Source organism: Microbacterium sp. CIAB417 (assembly GCF_022788845.1).
In genome coordinates, this window is record NZ_JAHZUT010000010.1 from 1 (window position 1) to 13,777 (window position 13,777).

A 13,777-nucleotide genomic window follows, 5' to 3' on the forward strand; every position below is an offset into this window, starting at 1 on the left:
GCCCTCCCGGATGCTCGTCGGCACATCACAGTGCACGGTCGCCCCGCGAGCGCAGCGAGACCCCCCCCCCGGCCGCTAGTGCAGCCGCAGCCCATCGAGCAGGAGGCGGACCATCGCGTTCGGAGAACCGTCGACCGACGGCGCACGGTGACTGAGATCGCCGATGGCCTGCAGCAGCTCGATCGGATCGACGCCGGGTCGCACCTCGTCCGCATCCACTGCCGCATTTAGGAGCATCCGGATGGCCGGGCCCAGCTTCGCGATGAGGTGGGCCGGCAAAGACGGGCGGGCCAGACCAACGACAACTTCCGCGCTGGCACCGGCATGCAACACTTCCGCGACGAGCGCCGGCTTGCCACGATCGAGGAACTCGTCGCCCTGGCGGATGAGGTCGGCATCCCTCTCTCGCACCTGGCGATGGCGTTCACACTCGCGCACCCCGGAGTGACCTCGGCGATCATCGGTCCGCGGACCATGGAGCAGCTGGAGTCCACGCTCGCCGGCGCGGAGATCGCTCTGTCGGACGAGGTGCTCGACCGCATCGACGCGATCGTCCCGCCGGGCGAGAGCATCGGCGCGATGGACATGGTCTACCGCGGACCGGAGGTGGGCAACGCCGCGCTCCGCCGCCGACCCGTATCGGAGCGGATGGCGCGCTGACCGGATGCCGGCGTCTCTGATGCGCGGGGGCACGTTTCGTCTCGCTGCGCTCGCTCAACGGCCGGGGGGCGAGGAGCGCGTGATCGGCGGCCGGGCGGGAGGGCTCAGGCGGGTTCGGTCACGCGGACGAGGCCGCAGTTCAGACACGACCACGCGACGAGAAACGCCTCATCGTCGAGGATCTCGAAGCGCAGCGCGTCACCGCAGGTGGGGCACACCCACGGGGGCTGTCGAGAGGTCACTCCTCGAGCGTAGAACCGCTCGAGGAGGCGGGGGTCGTCGCGACGTCAGGTCGATGCCGAGCAGCTGCTTGGCGGCGGCGACGGCCGGAGCACCGCCGAAGTCGGGGTCGACCCCGAGCTTCATCTGCGTGAAAGTCACGTACACCCCGGGCACGTTCGTCACGGTCGTCAGACCACGAAGGTCGCCGGCGGCGCGCCCTCCCGCCCGCGGCTTCGAGTCCTGCATCCGGTACGTACTCCAGGCCGGACAGCTCGATCGTGTCGGTTGTCGGCACGTCGTCGGCACCGTTGTTCGGATCGACGTTCACCTCGAAGGTCACCGCTTCCGCTCCGATGGGAGATATCCACGAGCAGGCGATGGAGCCGTCTTCGATGGTCTCGTCCGACAGCTCGAGTCCCGCGATCTGAGCGGCGACCACCGCGCCGATCGCCTCGCACGGTGGGAAGCGCGACAGCACGGCGTCGACCGAGAACGAGCCTTCCCCGCTCGCACCCTGCTGCGAGGAGGGCTCCTCGTTCACGGGAGCGGCGCTGGAGCCGGAGTCTCCGTCGGCGGGAGCCGGAGCGGCGGCGGCGCACGATGCGAGCAGAGCGGCGCCGCATCCGAGTGCGAAGACAGTGAGGAGTCGCGTCAGGGGGCGAGAGGTCAGCACGGAGGGGGCTTACAGACGGCCGCCTGCGCTCCGAACGTTATCCACACGACCGTAAGGTGGCCGCAGATGCTTGCCCCAGAGATACCCCCTAGGGGTATGCTGGGCGGCGGAACGGAGCACACATGATCCAGCGCATCGAGTTCGGCCGCACCGAGCCCAAGGCGGCCTGCGCCTGCGGCGGTCACGGCGACCACCACGCATCCGAGCCGGCATCCGCCGACGCCCAGGAGATCCTCGTCACCGGGATGACGTGCGCGCACTGCGTGTCGGCCGTCACCCAGGAGCTCACCGCGATCGACGGCGTCACGGACGTGTCGGTCGACCTACAGGTCGGCGGCACCTCGCGCGTGACGTTCCGCGCCGCATCCCCCGTCGACGCGCAGGCGATCGCCGCCGCGATCGACGAGGCCGGCTACTCGCTGGCCTGAGCCGCTCGCCGCACCGCCCACTCGCCGCGAGACTGCATCCTCGTCACGAGATCACGGGTAATGACAGTGATCTCGCGATGAAAGTGCTGTCTCGTGGAGCGGCAGAGCGTCACACCCGTGCCGCGAGCGCGAGGGCGTCGTGCGGGGCGCGGCCGCGCGCGTCGTTGTCGAAGTAGACGTACACGTCGCCCGACCACCCGCTGATCCGCGCCGCCCAGGCATCGAGCTCCGCATCCGAGTATCCGCTCGCGTACAGGTCGGTCGACCCGTGCAAGCGTGCGTATGCGAAGGATGCGGTCTGCTCCCCGAATCCGGGCCAGGTTCCCGCGGAGTCGGCAGCGACCAGCGCCACGTCGCGCTCGCGCAGCAGGGGCGCGAGCGCCGGGGATTCGAACGAGCGCGCACGCGGCTCCAGGGCGTGGCGGAGCGGACGGTCCTCATCGATCTCGAGCCACGCGCGCCCCTCGACCCGCGCATCGTGCCGCCGGGCGAGCTCGAGAGCGGCGCCCGTCGACGTGGGCAGGCGCGAGAGGAAACCGTCGAGCACGTCGGCATCGAACTCCTCCCGCTCCGGAAGCTGCCACAGCACGGGGCCGAGCTTCGCTCCGAGCGCCAGCACGCCGGACGCGAAGAAGTTCGCCAGCGCCTGATCGGCCTCGCGTAGGCGGAGCATGTGGGTGATGTAGCGCGAGCCCTTGATCGCGAACACGAAGTCTTCCGGCACCGCATCCCGCCAGCGCTGATAGCTCGTCGGCCGCTGCAGCGAGTAGAACGATCCGTTGAGCTCGACGCTCCGCATCCGCTCGCCGGCGTAGGCGAGTTCCCTCGCGTGCGCGAGCCCCTTCGGGTAGAAATCGCCCCGCCATGACGGGTAGTTCCACCCGGATATGCCCACGCGCACGTCGCGACCCATGCCACCTCCTCGCGCCCGCGACGCTACGGCGGCGGATGCGGCCGGCGCAGCGGATGGCGCTTCGGCGTGCGCCGTGCTATCCGGGGCCGCCTCGCGCCCCGTTCTTCCGCGAGACTGCATCTTTCGCACGAGATCAGGGGTAATACCCGTGATCTCGTGCTCGAAATGCAGTCTCGCGGGATGGGGGAAGCGGGTGGGGATGCGCCGCGTCAGTTCACCGTGACGAGGGTGCGCTGCCAGCCGGACGACCCGTCCGGGGCGACGGGCGCGGGTTGCTCGGTCTGCAGCTTGCCCGCGGCGTCGATCGCCCGCACCGTGATGTAGTGCGAGCCGGGCGTCGCATCCCACTCGAGCACCCACTGCACCCAGGTGTCCTTGTTGACGGGCGAGGAGAGGGTGGCGCGCTGCCAGTCGCCGTTGTCGATGCGCACTTCGACCGCAGAGACGCCGACGCCCTGCGCCCACGCCATGCCGGCGATCGGCACCTTTCCCGCTGCGACCGGCTTGCCGATCTTCGGGGTGTCGACGCGTGAAGACAGCTTGATGGGGGCGCGATCGCTGTAGCCGCGGGGTGTCCAGTAGGCGGTGTCGGCGGCGAAGGTCGTGACCTTCAACTCCTCGAGCCACTTCGTCGCCGACACGTAGCCGTAGAGGCCGGGAACCACCATCCGCACCGGGAAGCCGTGCTCCAGCGGCAGCGGTTCGCCGTTCATCGCGACCGCGAGGATGGCGTCGACGCCGGGGTCGGTGAGGGATTCGAGCGGAGTGGATGCGGTGAAGCCGTCGACACTGCGCGAGAGCACCATGTCGGCGCCCGACTGCACGCCGGCCGCAGCCAGCACGGTGCGCACCGGAACGCCCAGCCACCTCGCGTTGCCGACCAGGTCGCCGCCGACCTCGTTCGAAACGCACGTGAGCGTGATCACGTACTCGTCGAGCCCGAGGGCGATCAGGTCGTCGAAGCTCAGCTCGACGCGCTTGTCGACCATCCCGTCGACGACCAGGCGCCACGTGTTCGGATCCACCGTGGGGACGGTCAGCGCGGTGTCGACGCGGTAGAAGTCGGCGTTGGAGGTGAAGAGCGGGGAGATCCCGTCGACGTCGAGCTCCGCGCCCTGCGGGATCGGGACCGTCGTCTTCGGAGCCGGCAGCCGGAGCGCCTCGCGGATCTGCCGGATGGATGCGGTCGTCGCGTTCAGCGCCCGCGCTCCGAGGCCCACCACGACGGCGGACGCCGCGACGATGCCGGTGAGGATGAAGAACCCGCGGCGGTCCAGCTGCACCTCGGACGGCGCGAACTTCGGATCCGACGGCGCGGACTTCGGACGCCGTTCGGGGGACGCGAAACGCGGCCCCGAGCCGCCCGAGCCCGCATCACGGGTCCCTTCAACAGAGCTTGTGGCGGCACCATCCGCTTCGAGGGACGCGGGATGCGACGAAATCGCCCCGGAGCCCGCATCACGGGGCCCTTGAACAGGCGCGGCAGCGGCAGCGGCAGCGGCAGCGGCAGCGGCAGCGGCAGCGAGCTTCCACCGACGTAGGCGGCGGGTGAGCAGCATCAGCATCCAGATGCCGACGGCGGCACCCGCGACGCACGCCACACCTGCGAGGGCCCCCGCATCCGCGCGAGTGACGACGGCGGCGGTGGCGAGGGCGGCGGCGAGCGCGAAGAGCACGATGCCCCAGAGCGGCCGGAGCGTCTCGACGATGCCGATGACGGCCGCGGCGATCACCACGGCCACCGCGAGGGAGGCGAGCAGCACCGCTTTGTCGGCGGTGCCGAACGTCGAGATCGCGAACTCCTTGAGCGGGCGCGGCACGATGTCGATGACGAACGATCCGACCGCGATCAGGGGGCTGGTGCCCCGCGAGACGAGGGCGGCGACCGCCTCGCTGACCGCGAGGAAGGCCGCCGCCGCAACGACACCGGCGAGCGAAGCCCAACCCCACGTCGTGCGCATCCGCAGTCGTGTCATGGTCGGTCTCCGCTCGCCGGTCCGGCGGATCACGCCGGGGTGTCGTCAGTGTTCAGGGATCACATGGGGGGCATCAGCACCGAGTCGATGAGGTACACGGTCGCGTTCTTGGTCTTCACGCCACCGCAGATGACCTTGGCGCCGTCGACCATGATGTTGTCACCGCTGCCGGTCACCGTCACGTCCTGACCCTCGACCGTCGTGTGCGTGCCGTCGATGGCGCTCGGGGCGATCTGGCCGGGGACCACGTGGTAGGTGAGGATCTTGGTCAGCGCCGCGCTGTCGGTCTTGAGCGAGTCGATGGTCGCGGCGTCGATCTTCGCGAAGGCGTCGTCGACGGGCGCGAAGACCGTGAACTCGCTGCCGTTGAGCGTGTCGACGAGGTTCACGTCGGGGTTCAGCTTGCCGCTGACGGCCGAGACGAGGGTCGTGAGCAGCGGGTTGTTGGATGCGGCCGTCGCGACCGGGTCGAGCGACATGCCCTCGACCGAGCCCGCGCCGCTCGGAACCATCGCGGCGTAGTCGGCGCAGCCGGCCCCGACAAGGTCGGATGCCGCATCCATCGTCTCGCTGGGCATCGGTGCCGCCGTCGAGGTCTCCGGCGCCATGGTGCTCTCGGACGTGCCGGCCGATCCGCCCGCACAACCTGCGAGTGCGAACCCGGCGACGGCGAGAAGGGTGAGGCCGCCGAACAGGTGCTTCTTGTTGGTGCGCATGATGTCCTCCGAATCAGAGAGTCGCTGTGTACCGACTCGTTCAGAACACGCCCCGGTGCCGGGAGCGAGGCAGCCGCACTCTTGCGGCGTACATGCTCTGTTCGGCGTGCTCCGTGAAACGGATGGGAAGAATTTCTAGCGGATGCGCGCGGCCCTCCCGGAGACCACGATTCCGCCGGTGGAGGTCACGTCCACATCGAGCTCGCTGGGCCGCCCGACGTGCGCGCCCTGACGGATCCGGATGCGCCGCGGCGCAAGGCCGCGGCTGCGCAGGTAACCGCCCGTGGCCGCGGCTGCGGCACCCGTGGCCGGGTCCTCTGTAACGGTGCCGACGGGGAAGATGTTGCGCGCGTGCCAGAGCGTGTCGCTCTCGGGCCAGAGCACGATGATCGTGGCAGGCCAGCCGTTCGCATCCAGCAGACGGCGCGCGGCGACGGGGTCGAAGGCGAACGCGTCGAACACCGAGCGCTCGGCGAGCACGAGCAGCGGATGCCAGTTTCCGCCGTACGCGAGAGCGGGCGGATACGACGGATGCAGCGCCTCGCGATCGATCCCCAGCAGAGCGACCAGCTCGTCCAGGGTCTCAAGCGCCAACTCCGCGGCATCCGGCTCCACGCTCGTGAACGACACGATGCGCCCCCGATCGTCCGATCGCGTCGTGATCTCGATCCCGCCCACCGCGGTCTCGAAGACGAATCGGCCGTCGCCCTCGCACTCCGCGAGCGCCGCGGCCGTGGCGACCGTCGCGTGACCGCAGAAGGGCACCTCGGCGATCGGGGAGAAGTAGCGGATGCGGCGGGAGCCGCCCTCATCCGTGGTCGCGAAGGCGGACTCGGCGTACCCGAGGTCGGCGGCGGTGCGCTGCATCCGCTCGTCGCTCCAGCGCTCGGCTCGGCGCACGACTCCCGCCGGGTTGCCGCCGGCCGGGTCGTCGGAGAAGGCGGTCCAGTGCTCGATCTCGCTCACGCTCTCACGCTACCCACGCGTGAGCGCGCCGGCCCCGGTCCACCCGGGTGTGCGTGGACCGCCCGAAGCTCAGCCCTTGAGGTCGGGGAAGTCGCTCTCGCGGAACTCGGAGCCGATGCGCTCGGATCCGGCCGCCTCCTCGCGCTCGCGCAGCTCGACGCGACGGATCTTGCCGGAGATCGTCTTGGGCAGCTCGAAGAACTCCACGCGCCGCACCCGCATGTACGGGGGCATGTGCTCGCGCGCGTGCGCGAGGATGCTGCGCGCTGTCGCCGCATCCGGTTCCACGCCCGCGGCGAGCGCGACGTAGGCCTTCACGACGTTCAGCCGCACCGCATCCGGGGCGCCGACGACGCCGGCTTCGGCGACGGCGGCGTGCTCGAGCAGGATCGACTCGACCTCGAACGGCGACACCTTGAAGTCGCTGGCCTTGAACACGTCGTCGGTGCGCCCGACGAAGGTCAGGAAGCCCTCCGCGTCGCGGACGGCGACATCGCTCGTGTGGTAGTACCCGTCGTGCTCGACCTTGGCGGTGCGTTCGGGCTCTCCGATGTAGCCGGGCGTGAGGTTCAGCGGCCGCACGGGAGCCGTGGGCAGGCAGATCTCCCCCTCGTCGGAGATCTCGCCGGTGAGCGGATCCAGCAGCACGATCTCGACGCCGGGAAGCGCGCGCCCCATGGATCCTGGCTTGAGCGCCACACCGGGGGTGTTGCCGATGACGGCCGTCAGCTCGGTCTGGCCGTAACCGTCGCGAATCTGGATGCCCCACCAGCGCTCGATCGTGGCGATCACCTCGGGGTTGAGCGGTTCCCCGGCCGACAGCAGCTCGCGGAGCGCCCGCGGCTTGTGCTCGAGTTCGGCCTGGATGAGCATGCGCCACACGGTCGGCGGCGCGCAGAACGTGTTGACGCCCGCGCGATCGAGCTCGCCGGCGAGCGCCACAGCGTCGAAGCGGCGGTAGTTGTAGACGAAGACGGTCGCTTCGGCGATCCACGGCGAGAAGAACAGGCTCCAGGCGTGCTTGCCCCAGCCGGGCGCACTGATGGTCATGTGCACGTCGCCGGGGCGCACGCCGATCCAGTACATCGTGCTGAGATGACCCACCGGGTACGAGACGTGGGTGTGCTCGACCATCTTCGGGCGCGAGGTCGTCCCGGAGGTGAAGTAGACGATCGCGGTGTCGGTGGAGCCCACGACGACCCCGGGGCGCTCGTCGGATGCGGTGTCCGCATCCGTGAACGAGGCCCAGCCCTCTCGGTCGCCGCCCACGACGACCCGCACGAGTTCGGAATCGAGCCCGTCGAACTTCTCCGCATCCGCCGCATCCGCGATCACGACACGGACACCCGCGCGCTCGATGCGCTCGGCAAGATCGTCGGGGCCGAGCACGACGGAGGTCGGCAGGATGACCGCGCCCAGCTTCATGATGGCGAGCATCGCCTCCCAGAGCTCGACCCGGTTGTCGAGCATCAGCATCACGGCGTCGCCGCGGCTCACGCCCTGCTCGCGCAGCCAGTTCGCGACGCGGTCGGAGCGCACGCGCATCTCGTCGTACGTGCGCGAGGCCTCGGTGCCGTCTTCCTCGAGCACCCGCAGCGCGAGGCGGTCATTGCCCAGAGCGATCTCGTCGAACCAGTCGACGGCCCAGTTGAAGTGGTCTCCGACATCGGGCCAGACGAACCCGGCGCGCGCGGCCTCGATGTCGTGGGAGTGGGCGAGCAGGAAGTCCCTGGCCTCGCGGAACGCGCGGCCGGCGGCGGAGTGGAGCATCGTGTCTTCGTTCTCGACGGGGAGAGGATGCGGCGCGCACGAGCAGGCTCTGGCACCGTCCGGTCAGTCTAGGACGGCGTATGTGCGGGCCGCGGCATCCTCTCGCAGGCGACGCCCGATAGCATCGGTGCGGTCGTCGCCGCCAGGGGGAGCCGACCGTACGGCACCGGGGGATTCATGGAGACGACCAGACGAGCGCAACGTGGACGCCGCTCGCTACTGCGCCGACGCAGGGCGCTGACCGCGGCCATCGGCGTCCTCGCCGTGGCCCTGATCGCCGTCGGCGTTGTGGCCGTCGTGCGCGCGGCGACCTCGGCGCCGACGCCGGCGGCTCAGGCCGCGGATCCGTCCACCCCGACGCCGACGCCCACCCCGACGCCCACGCCCCTCACCGCGAGCCAGCAGCTTCTCGCCGGCAGCGACGACCCGGCAGCGTGCGCCGTGAGCTTCGCCGGCGACGCGATCACCGAGCAGCCGCAACTGCAGTCGCAGGGCAAGCTCTACGCCTATCTGCCGATTCCGCGCCGCGAGGGCGCCGTCTTCGCGGGGTGGTATGCCACTCCCGCCGATGCGCAGGCCTTCACGATCGCCGGGCGCGTGAACGGTGCCGACGTCGTCACGTGCACCGACGATGAGATCACGCTCTATGGCGCGTGGAAGACTCCCGACGAGGTGGCGAGCGAGGACGTCATCGTCCCGATCCTCATGTACCACCAGTTCACGACCCGCCCCGAGGGCGAGGACGGCTGGCTGAAGGGCAACTACGCCTACATCAACGACTTTGACGCCCACATGGCGTACATCGCCGAGAAGCAGTTCTACCTGCCCACCTGGGACGAGCTCAGCGCCTTCATCGACGGCCGGCTCTTCCTTCCCCATCAGTCCGTGATCGTCACCGACGACGACGCCGACCAGACCTGGTTGGATCTGGCCGTCCCGGTGGTCGAGAAGTACGGCGTGCTGACGACGTCGTTCGTGATCACCGCTGCGCGGCAGGCGCCGTCACCGGGCCTGCATGTGCTCCAGCGTTCCCACACCCATGACATGCACACGGCGGGCGAGAACGGCAAGGGCCGGATGGTCAACTACTCGGTCGACCAGATCGTCGCCGACATGAACACGTCCGCCGAGATCCTCGGCGCCAAGGAGGTCATGGCCTACCCCTACGGCCACTACAACGACACGGCCAAAGAGGGGCTGCGCCAGGCCGGCTACGAGATGGCTCGCACCATCGAACCCGGCTACGTGCATGCCGGGACCGACAAGCTCGCGCTTCCCACCGTCCGCATCAACTACGGGATGAGCCTGCAGGAGCTCATCAACCTGATCGGCTGATACCCGCCGGTCAGATCTCCCCGGGCGAGATCGCCTGACGGTCGATCTCCTCGACGAAGTACCGGGCGCGCGAGGGCGCCGGGCGCGGCGACGAGGAGCTGCGGGGTGCGTAGACCACCAGCGAGTGGAAGAGGAAGCGCACCACGAAGGCCGCCACGAGGGTGACCGCGGTGGCGATGACCACCGAGATGTGCCACGTCGAGATCATCAGCGTCGTGATCGGGATGCGGATCAGCAGCTCGATGTTGTTGAACGAGAACGACTTCGCGAACCTGCTGCCGATGCCGGACGCCTGCTCGCGCATGTCCTGGAAGACGAACCGTTCCTGCAGCAGGAAGTTGGCGATGATCGTCGTCTCCGCCGCGATGATCATCGCAGCGAGGTCCGTGATGCCGGCGTGCGAGAGCAGCCAGACGATCGCGACATTCGCCACCGCTCCCAGCGCGCCGATGAGCGCGAAGGCGGACATCTTGCCGAAGCGGAGCATGGCCAGCTGCGCCAGGAACGAGATGCCCTGCGAGAACGAGGCCTTCGACGCACCCGCGAACCGGTCCGCGAACGCGAACGGGATCTCGGCCACGCGCAGCGACCGACGAGCGAGGATCTCGAGCAGGATCTTGAAGCCGCGCGGGCGCAGCTGATCGAGATCGATGGCGCGCCGGTCGACGAGGAAGAACCCCGTCATCGGGTCGGTGACCTCGCGCAGGCGGATCGGGAACATCGCCTTCGTCACGGCGGTCGAGCCGCGAGAGACGATGACGCGCGACCGGTCGGCGAGACCACCCGCGGTGCCGTCGGCGGTGTAGCGCGAGGCCACCACGACGTCCACGTCGCCGTGGAGGTAGCGCGCGACCAGGCGCGCGATGTCCTCCGGCGGATGCTGCAGGTCGCCGTCCATGACGATGCACACGTCACTGGGCGCCGCATCCAGTCCCGCGACGACGGCTCCGCTCAGACCCCCCGCCGGGTCGTCGCGATGGATGAGTCGGACGGGGATGCTGGCGGTCGCCGCCACGCGCCGGATGACGTCGGGCGTCTCGTCCGTGCTGTCGTCGACGAAGAGGATGTCGACGCTGAAGCCCTTCGCGGTTGCGGCGACCCGACGCACGAGTTCTGCCACATTGGGCGCCTCGTTGAACGTGGGGACGATGACCGTGACCTGCATGTGCACCGCCTGATGGAAGCTGTGAACGCCCGAGTGCGGGCGACACTGCTCATCCTGGCACGCTGGTGATGTCAATTCCCTGGGGTTGAGCATCCGCATAGGAATCCGCTAGCCAACTCGTAACCACCCGATCACGGGCTGTTTACCCGTACGCTGGAATCCATGAGCGAAACGGGATCCGGCATCACGATGTTCGGCGCCGAGTGGTGCCGCGACTGCCGCCGCACGAAGGCTCAGCTCGATGAGCTGGGCGTGGAGTACACGTACGTCGACCTCGAGGCCGACCCCGCCGCGGCGGAGGTCGCCCGCGAGATCTCCGGCCGCACCAACATCCCCGTGGTGGTCTATCCCGACGCGACCCACCACGTCGAGCCGTCCAACGCGGACGTCGATGCGAAGCTGCGCGAGCTGTCGATCATCTGAGCGGGATGCCGACCCGTCGGAGCGTGGGACCGCTCCCCGTACACTGATTCCGGCTTCCGCCGGAATCAGCACGTGAACCGCACTCCATCCCCCGCATCCCGCCGAGACATCCAGGGCCTGCGCGCCCTCGCTGTGCTCGGCGTCGTCGGCGCCCACGCCGCGGGTTGGCCCCGCGGCGGGTTCGTGGGTGTCGATGTGTTCTTCGTCATCTCCGGCTTCTTGATCACCGGCCTGCTGCTGCGCGAGGTCGAGACGACGGGGCGCGTGCGCCTCGCCCGCTTCTACGGGCGGCGAGCGCGGCGACTGCTGCCGGCCGCCGCCGTCGTCCTCGCCCTCACGGTCGGCGCCGGCTTCGTCGTGTTCAACGCCGTCGTCGCAGAGCGCACACTTCACGACGCGGTGTGGTCCGCGCTCTTCGCGGCGAACTGGCACTTCGCGGCGGACGGCACCGACTACTTCCACGCGACGGATGCGGCATCCGCGCTGCAGCACTTCTGGTCGCTCTCGGTCGAGGAGCAGTTCTACCTCGTGTGGCCGGGGGTCGTCGCGCTGAGCCTCCTGGTGCTGCCCGCCGCGGCACGGCGTGGACGGCGCGGACGTCTCACCGTCGGGGGGATCGCGACGGTGATCGTGCTCGCCTCGGCCGCGTGGGCCGCATCCCAGACGGCGTCCGAGCCGACCGTCGCCTACTTCTCCACGCTCACTCGCGCATGGGAGCTCGGGGCAGGAGCAGTGCTGGCCGCCGCAGCACCGCTCCTTTCCCGCATCCCGAGAGCCGCAGGCGGGGTCATGGGCTGGGTCGGCCTCGCAGGCATTGTCACCGCCTTCGCGGTGATCGATCCGGCCGCGGGCGGCTTTCCTTCCCCCTGGGCCGCGCTCCCCGTCGCGGCCACGGCCCTCGTGCTGGCGGGCGGCGTCGGCGGTGACCCGCGCCACCGGCACCTGTTCCCGCTGACGAATCCCGTCAGCGTCTTCGTCGGCGACATGTCGTACTCGCTGTACCTGTGGCACTTCCCGGTGATCGTGCTCGCCTCGGTCGTGCTCGCCGGACGCGACGGGGCGCTCTGGCTCACGCTGGGAGCAATCACCGTCCTGTCACTGGCGACCTACCTGATCGTGGAGCAGCCGTTGCGGTATGCGCCGCTGCTGCCGACGCGAGCGGATGCGGCCGAGCCCGCCGCGCCGGAGCCGATCACCCCTCAGCCTGCCCCCATCCCGGCGACCCCCGCCGCGCCGCGGCCTCGCGTCGTGGCCACACGCCCCGCGGGATGGACGCCCGGCACCCGCTACTACCCCGGCTCGCCTCGGCCGCTCCCGCTCGCCGCCGACCCTGTTCTCGAGCCGGTACTCGCCGATCCCGATCCCGAACCCGTGATCGTGCCGATCGTCGCAGCCGACGTCTCGCCCGACGAACAGGAGAACGACGAACGGTCTCCCTGGAAGGCTTGGCGGGCCCGCTTCGGAGGGCAGATCGCCCTCGCCTCTTCGGGCCTCGGCATCGCCGTCCTGGCTGCCGTGCTCGTGGCGCAGAGCATCTTCGGCGCACCCGTGATCGGGCCTCTCACCCCGCCCGCCGAGGCGCAGGCGGATGGCGGAGACGACCCGATCGCCGCCGTGCAGAGCGAGCTCGCGGCCGCCGCATCCGCCACCGCATGGCCTGCGCTCTCTCCCTCTCTGGACACCGTGATCGCGCGCGGCTCTGCGGACAATCCGGCACGGGACTGCTTCGCACCCGACGTGGCACCGGATGGGGGCCGGTGCAGCTGGGGGTCGGAGCAGGCTGCCACCCGCGTCTACCTCGTCGGCGACTCGACCGCCATGGCCTACGCCCCCGCATTCAAGAAGATGGCGGAGGACAGCGGCGGCGCCATCCGCGTGACGACCGTCGGGCTCTACGGCTGCCGGTTCACCGAGGTGGCCGTGCAGAACGACGGCGCGGGCGTTATGGCGGCCTGCGAGCAGCGCAAGGCCGACGTGCGCGCCATGGTTCTCGCCGATGCCCCGAACGTCGTCGTGATGAGCAACGCCTACACGCTGGGCCACACCCCGGACGGGCAGGACCTGAGCGCCGAGACGCTCATCGCGTCGCAGCAGGCGGAGGCCGCCGGCTACGACGTGCCGGGGCGGATCGTGCATCTCGCGCCTCCGCCGGAGGGCGCCGACCTCGCTCGCTGCTACTCGCCGCTGACATCGCCCTACGACTGCGCGAGCGCGGTGTCGCCGACCTGGCAGCAGATGGAGGCGTTGGCCGAGCGTGCGGCCGCCGCATCCGGTGATCACGCGATCAGCTCCCTGCCGTTCAGCTGCTGGGAGGGCGTGTGCCCCGCGTTCGCGGGGACGCTGCCGGCCAAGTACGACCAGACGCACCTCACCGTGCCGTTCGCGGAACACATCGCCCCGATCCTGCGGTCGATGCTCGCGACCGCGGGGCTTGTCTGAACGACGACGGTGACGGTGGGACCTAGGTCCCTATCGGCACCTGCGTGAGCGGAGGAGGGTGGAACCACAAACACACACAGCCCCCCAGGTT

Annotated in this window: 13 protein-coding genes; 5 read left to right on the top strand and 8 right to left on the bottom strand. The window is 69.9% G+C overall.

Annotation, left to right across the window (positions count from 1 at the left end; all coding sequences use genetic code 11):
* Positions 1 to 75: 75 nt before the first annotated feature.
* Positions 76 to 219: a hypothetical protein gene (locus KYX17_RS27420; RefSeq protein ID WP_243231978.1), complete on the bottom strand. Its 144-nt coding sequence runs from the start codon at positions 217 to 219 to the stop codon at positions 76 to 78.
* A gap of 105 nt (positions 220 to 324) precedes the next feature.
* On the opposite strand from KYX17_RS27420, the gene KYX17_RS27425 reads away from it, so the two are divergent.
* Entirely contained in the window at positions 325 to 660 is a 336-nt protein-coding gene (locus tag KYX17_RS27425) for an aldo/keto reductase (protein ID WP_243231979.1), read from the top strand.
* Between the two features lie 104 nt (positions 661 to 764).
* On the opposite strand, the gene KYX17_RS27430 is transcribed toward KYX17_RS27425, so the two are convergent.
* Positions 765 to 902, bottom strand: coding sequence for a hypothetical protein (locus KYX17_RS27430; RefSeq protein WP_192900640.1), 138 nt, complete (start codon positions 900 to 902; stop codon positions 765 to 767).
* A 775-nt stretch (positions 903 to 1,677) separates the two neighbouring features.
* Between KYX17_RS27430 and KYX17_RS27435 the strand changes: the two genes are divergently transcribed.
* Complete coding sequence (locus KYX17_RS27435; protein ID WP_243231980.1) at positions 1,678 to 1,983, top strand: heavy-metal-associated domain-containing protein; 306 nt, start codon at positions 1,678 to 1,680, stop codon at positions 1,981 to 1,983.
* Between the two features lie 109 nt (positions 1,984 to 2,092).
* On the opposite strand, the gene KYX17_RS27440 is transcribed toward KYX17_RS27435, so the two are convergent.
* The 5 genes from KYX17_RS27440 to KYX17_RS27460 form a co-directional block, all read right to left on the bottom strand.
* Positions 2,093 to 2,896: a DUF72 domain-containing protein gene (locus tag KYX17_RS27440; RefSeq protein WP_243231981.1), complete on the bottom strand. Its 804-nt coding sequence runs from the start codon at positions 2,894 to 2,896 to the stop codon at positions 2,093 to 2,095.
* A gap of 209 nt (positions 2,897 to 3,105) precedes the next feature.
* Positions 3,106 to 4,872 (bottom strand): molybdopterin-dependent oxidoreductase, encoded by a 1,767-nt coding sequence (locus KYX17_RS27445; RefSeq protein WP_243231983.1) that lies wholly within the window; start codon positions 4,870 to 4,872, stop codon positions 3,106 to 3,108.
* A gap of 59 nt (positions 4,873 to 4,931) precedes the next feature.
* Entirely contained in the window at positions 4,932 to 5,588 is a 657-nt protein-coding gene (locus KYX17_RS27450) for a fasciclin domain-containing protein (RefSeq protein ID WP_243231985.1), read from the bottom strand.
* A 135-nt stretch (positions 5,589 to 5,723) separates the two neighbouring features.
* Positions 5,724 to 6,554 carry a PhzF family phenazine biosynthesis protein gene (locus tag KYX17_RS27455; RefSeq protein WP_243231987.1) on the bottom strand — a complete coding sequence of 277 codons (831 nt, stop codon included), beginning with the start codon at positions 6,552 to 6,554 and terminating at the stop codon, positions 5,724 to 5,726.
* 69 nt (positions 6,555 to 6,623) lie between these two features.
* Positions 6,624 to 8,324, bottom strand: coding sequence for an AMP-binding protein (locus KYX17_RS27460; RefSeq protein ID WP_243231988.1), 1,701 nt, complete (start codon positions 8,322 to 8,324; stop codon positions 6,624 to 6,626).
* Positions 8,325 to 8,501: 177 nt separating this feature from the next.
* Between KYX17_RS27460 and KYX17_RS27465 the strand changes: the two genes are divergently transcribed.
* Positions 8,502 to 9,659 carry a polysaccharide deacetylase family protein gene (locus KYX17_RS27465; protein WP_243231991.1) on the top strand — a complete coding sequence of 386 codons (1,158 nt, stop codon included), beginning with the start codon at positions 8,502 to 8,504 and terminating at the stop codon, positions 9,657 to 9,659.
* A gap of 10 nt (positions 9,660 to 9,669) precedes the next feature.
* Here KYX17_RS27465 and KYX17_RS27470 read toward each other — a convergent pair whose 3' ends face one another.
* Positions 9,670 to 10,824: a glycosyltransferase family 2 protein gene (locus KYX17_RS27470; RefSeq protein WP_243231993.1), complete on the bottom strand. Its 1,155-nt coding sequence runs from the start codon at positions 10,822 to 10,824 to the stop codon at positions 9,670 to 9,672.
* A gap of 162 nt (positions 10,825 to 10,986) precedes the next feature.
* Between KYX17_RS27470 and KYX17_RS27475 the strand changes: the two genes are divergently transcribed.
* Together KYX17_RS27475 and KYX17_RS32400 are read left to right on the top strand one after the other, a co-directional pair.
* Positions 10,987 to 11,247 (top strand): glutaredoxin domain-containing protein, encoded by a 261-nt coding sequence (locus KYX17_RS27475; protein ID WP_137418288.1) that lies wholly within the window; start codon positions 10,987 to 10,989, stop codon positions 11,245 to 11,247.
* Positions 11,248 to 11,319: 72 nt separating this feature from the next.
* Complete coding sequence (locus tag KYX17_RS32400; protein WP_243231995.1) at positions 11,320 to 13,686, top strand: acyltransferase family protein; 2,367 nt, start codon at positions 11,320 to 11,322, stop codon at positions 13,684 to 13,686.
* The last annotated feature ends 91 nt before the right edge of the window (positions 13,687 to 13,777 follow it).

What these genes read in the sequence shown, in the direction of transcription:
- KYX17_RS27425 (WP_243231979.1), top strand. Translation starts at nt 325, where the DNA reads ATGCAACACTTCCGCGACGAGCGCCGGCTTGCCACGATCGAGGAACTC.
- KYX17_RS27435 (WP_243231980.1), top strand. Translation starts at nt 1,678, where the DNA reads ATGATCCAGCGCATCGAGTTCGGCCGCACCGAGCCCAAGGCGGCCTGC.
- KYX17_RS27440 (WP_243231981.1), bottom strand. Translation starts at nt 2,896, where the DNA reads ATGGGTCGCGACGTGCGCGTGGGCATATCCGGGTGGAACTACCCGTCA.
- KYX17_RS27445 (WP_243231983.1), bottom strand. Translation starts at nt 4,872, where the DNA reads ATGACACGACTGCGGATGCGCACGACGTGGGGTTGGGCTTCGCTCGCC.
- KYX17_RS27450 (WP_243231985.1), bottom strand. Translation starts at nt 5,588, where the DNA reads ATGCGCACCAACAAGAAGCACCTGTTCGGCGGCCTCACCCTTCTCGCC.
- KYX17_RS27460 (WP_243231988.1), bottom strand. Translation starts at nt 8,324, where the DNA reads ATGCTCCACTCCGCCGCCGGCCGCGCGTTCCGCGAGGCCAGGGACTTC.
- KYX17_RS27465 (WP_243231991.1), top strand. Translation starts at nt 8,502, where the DNA reads ATGGAGACGACCAGACGAGCGCAACGTGGACGCCGCTCGCTACTGCGC.
- KYX17_RS27470 (WP_243231993.1), bottom strand. Translation starts at nt 10,824, where the DNA reads ATGCAGGTCACGGTCATCGTCCCCACGTTCAACGAGGCGCCCAATGTG.
- KYX17_RS27475 (WP_137418288.1), top strand. Translation starts at nt 10,987, where the DNA reads ATGAGCGAAACGGGATCCGGCATCACGATGTTCGGCGCCGAGTGGTGC.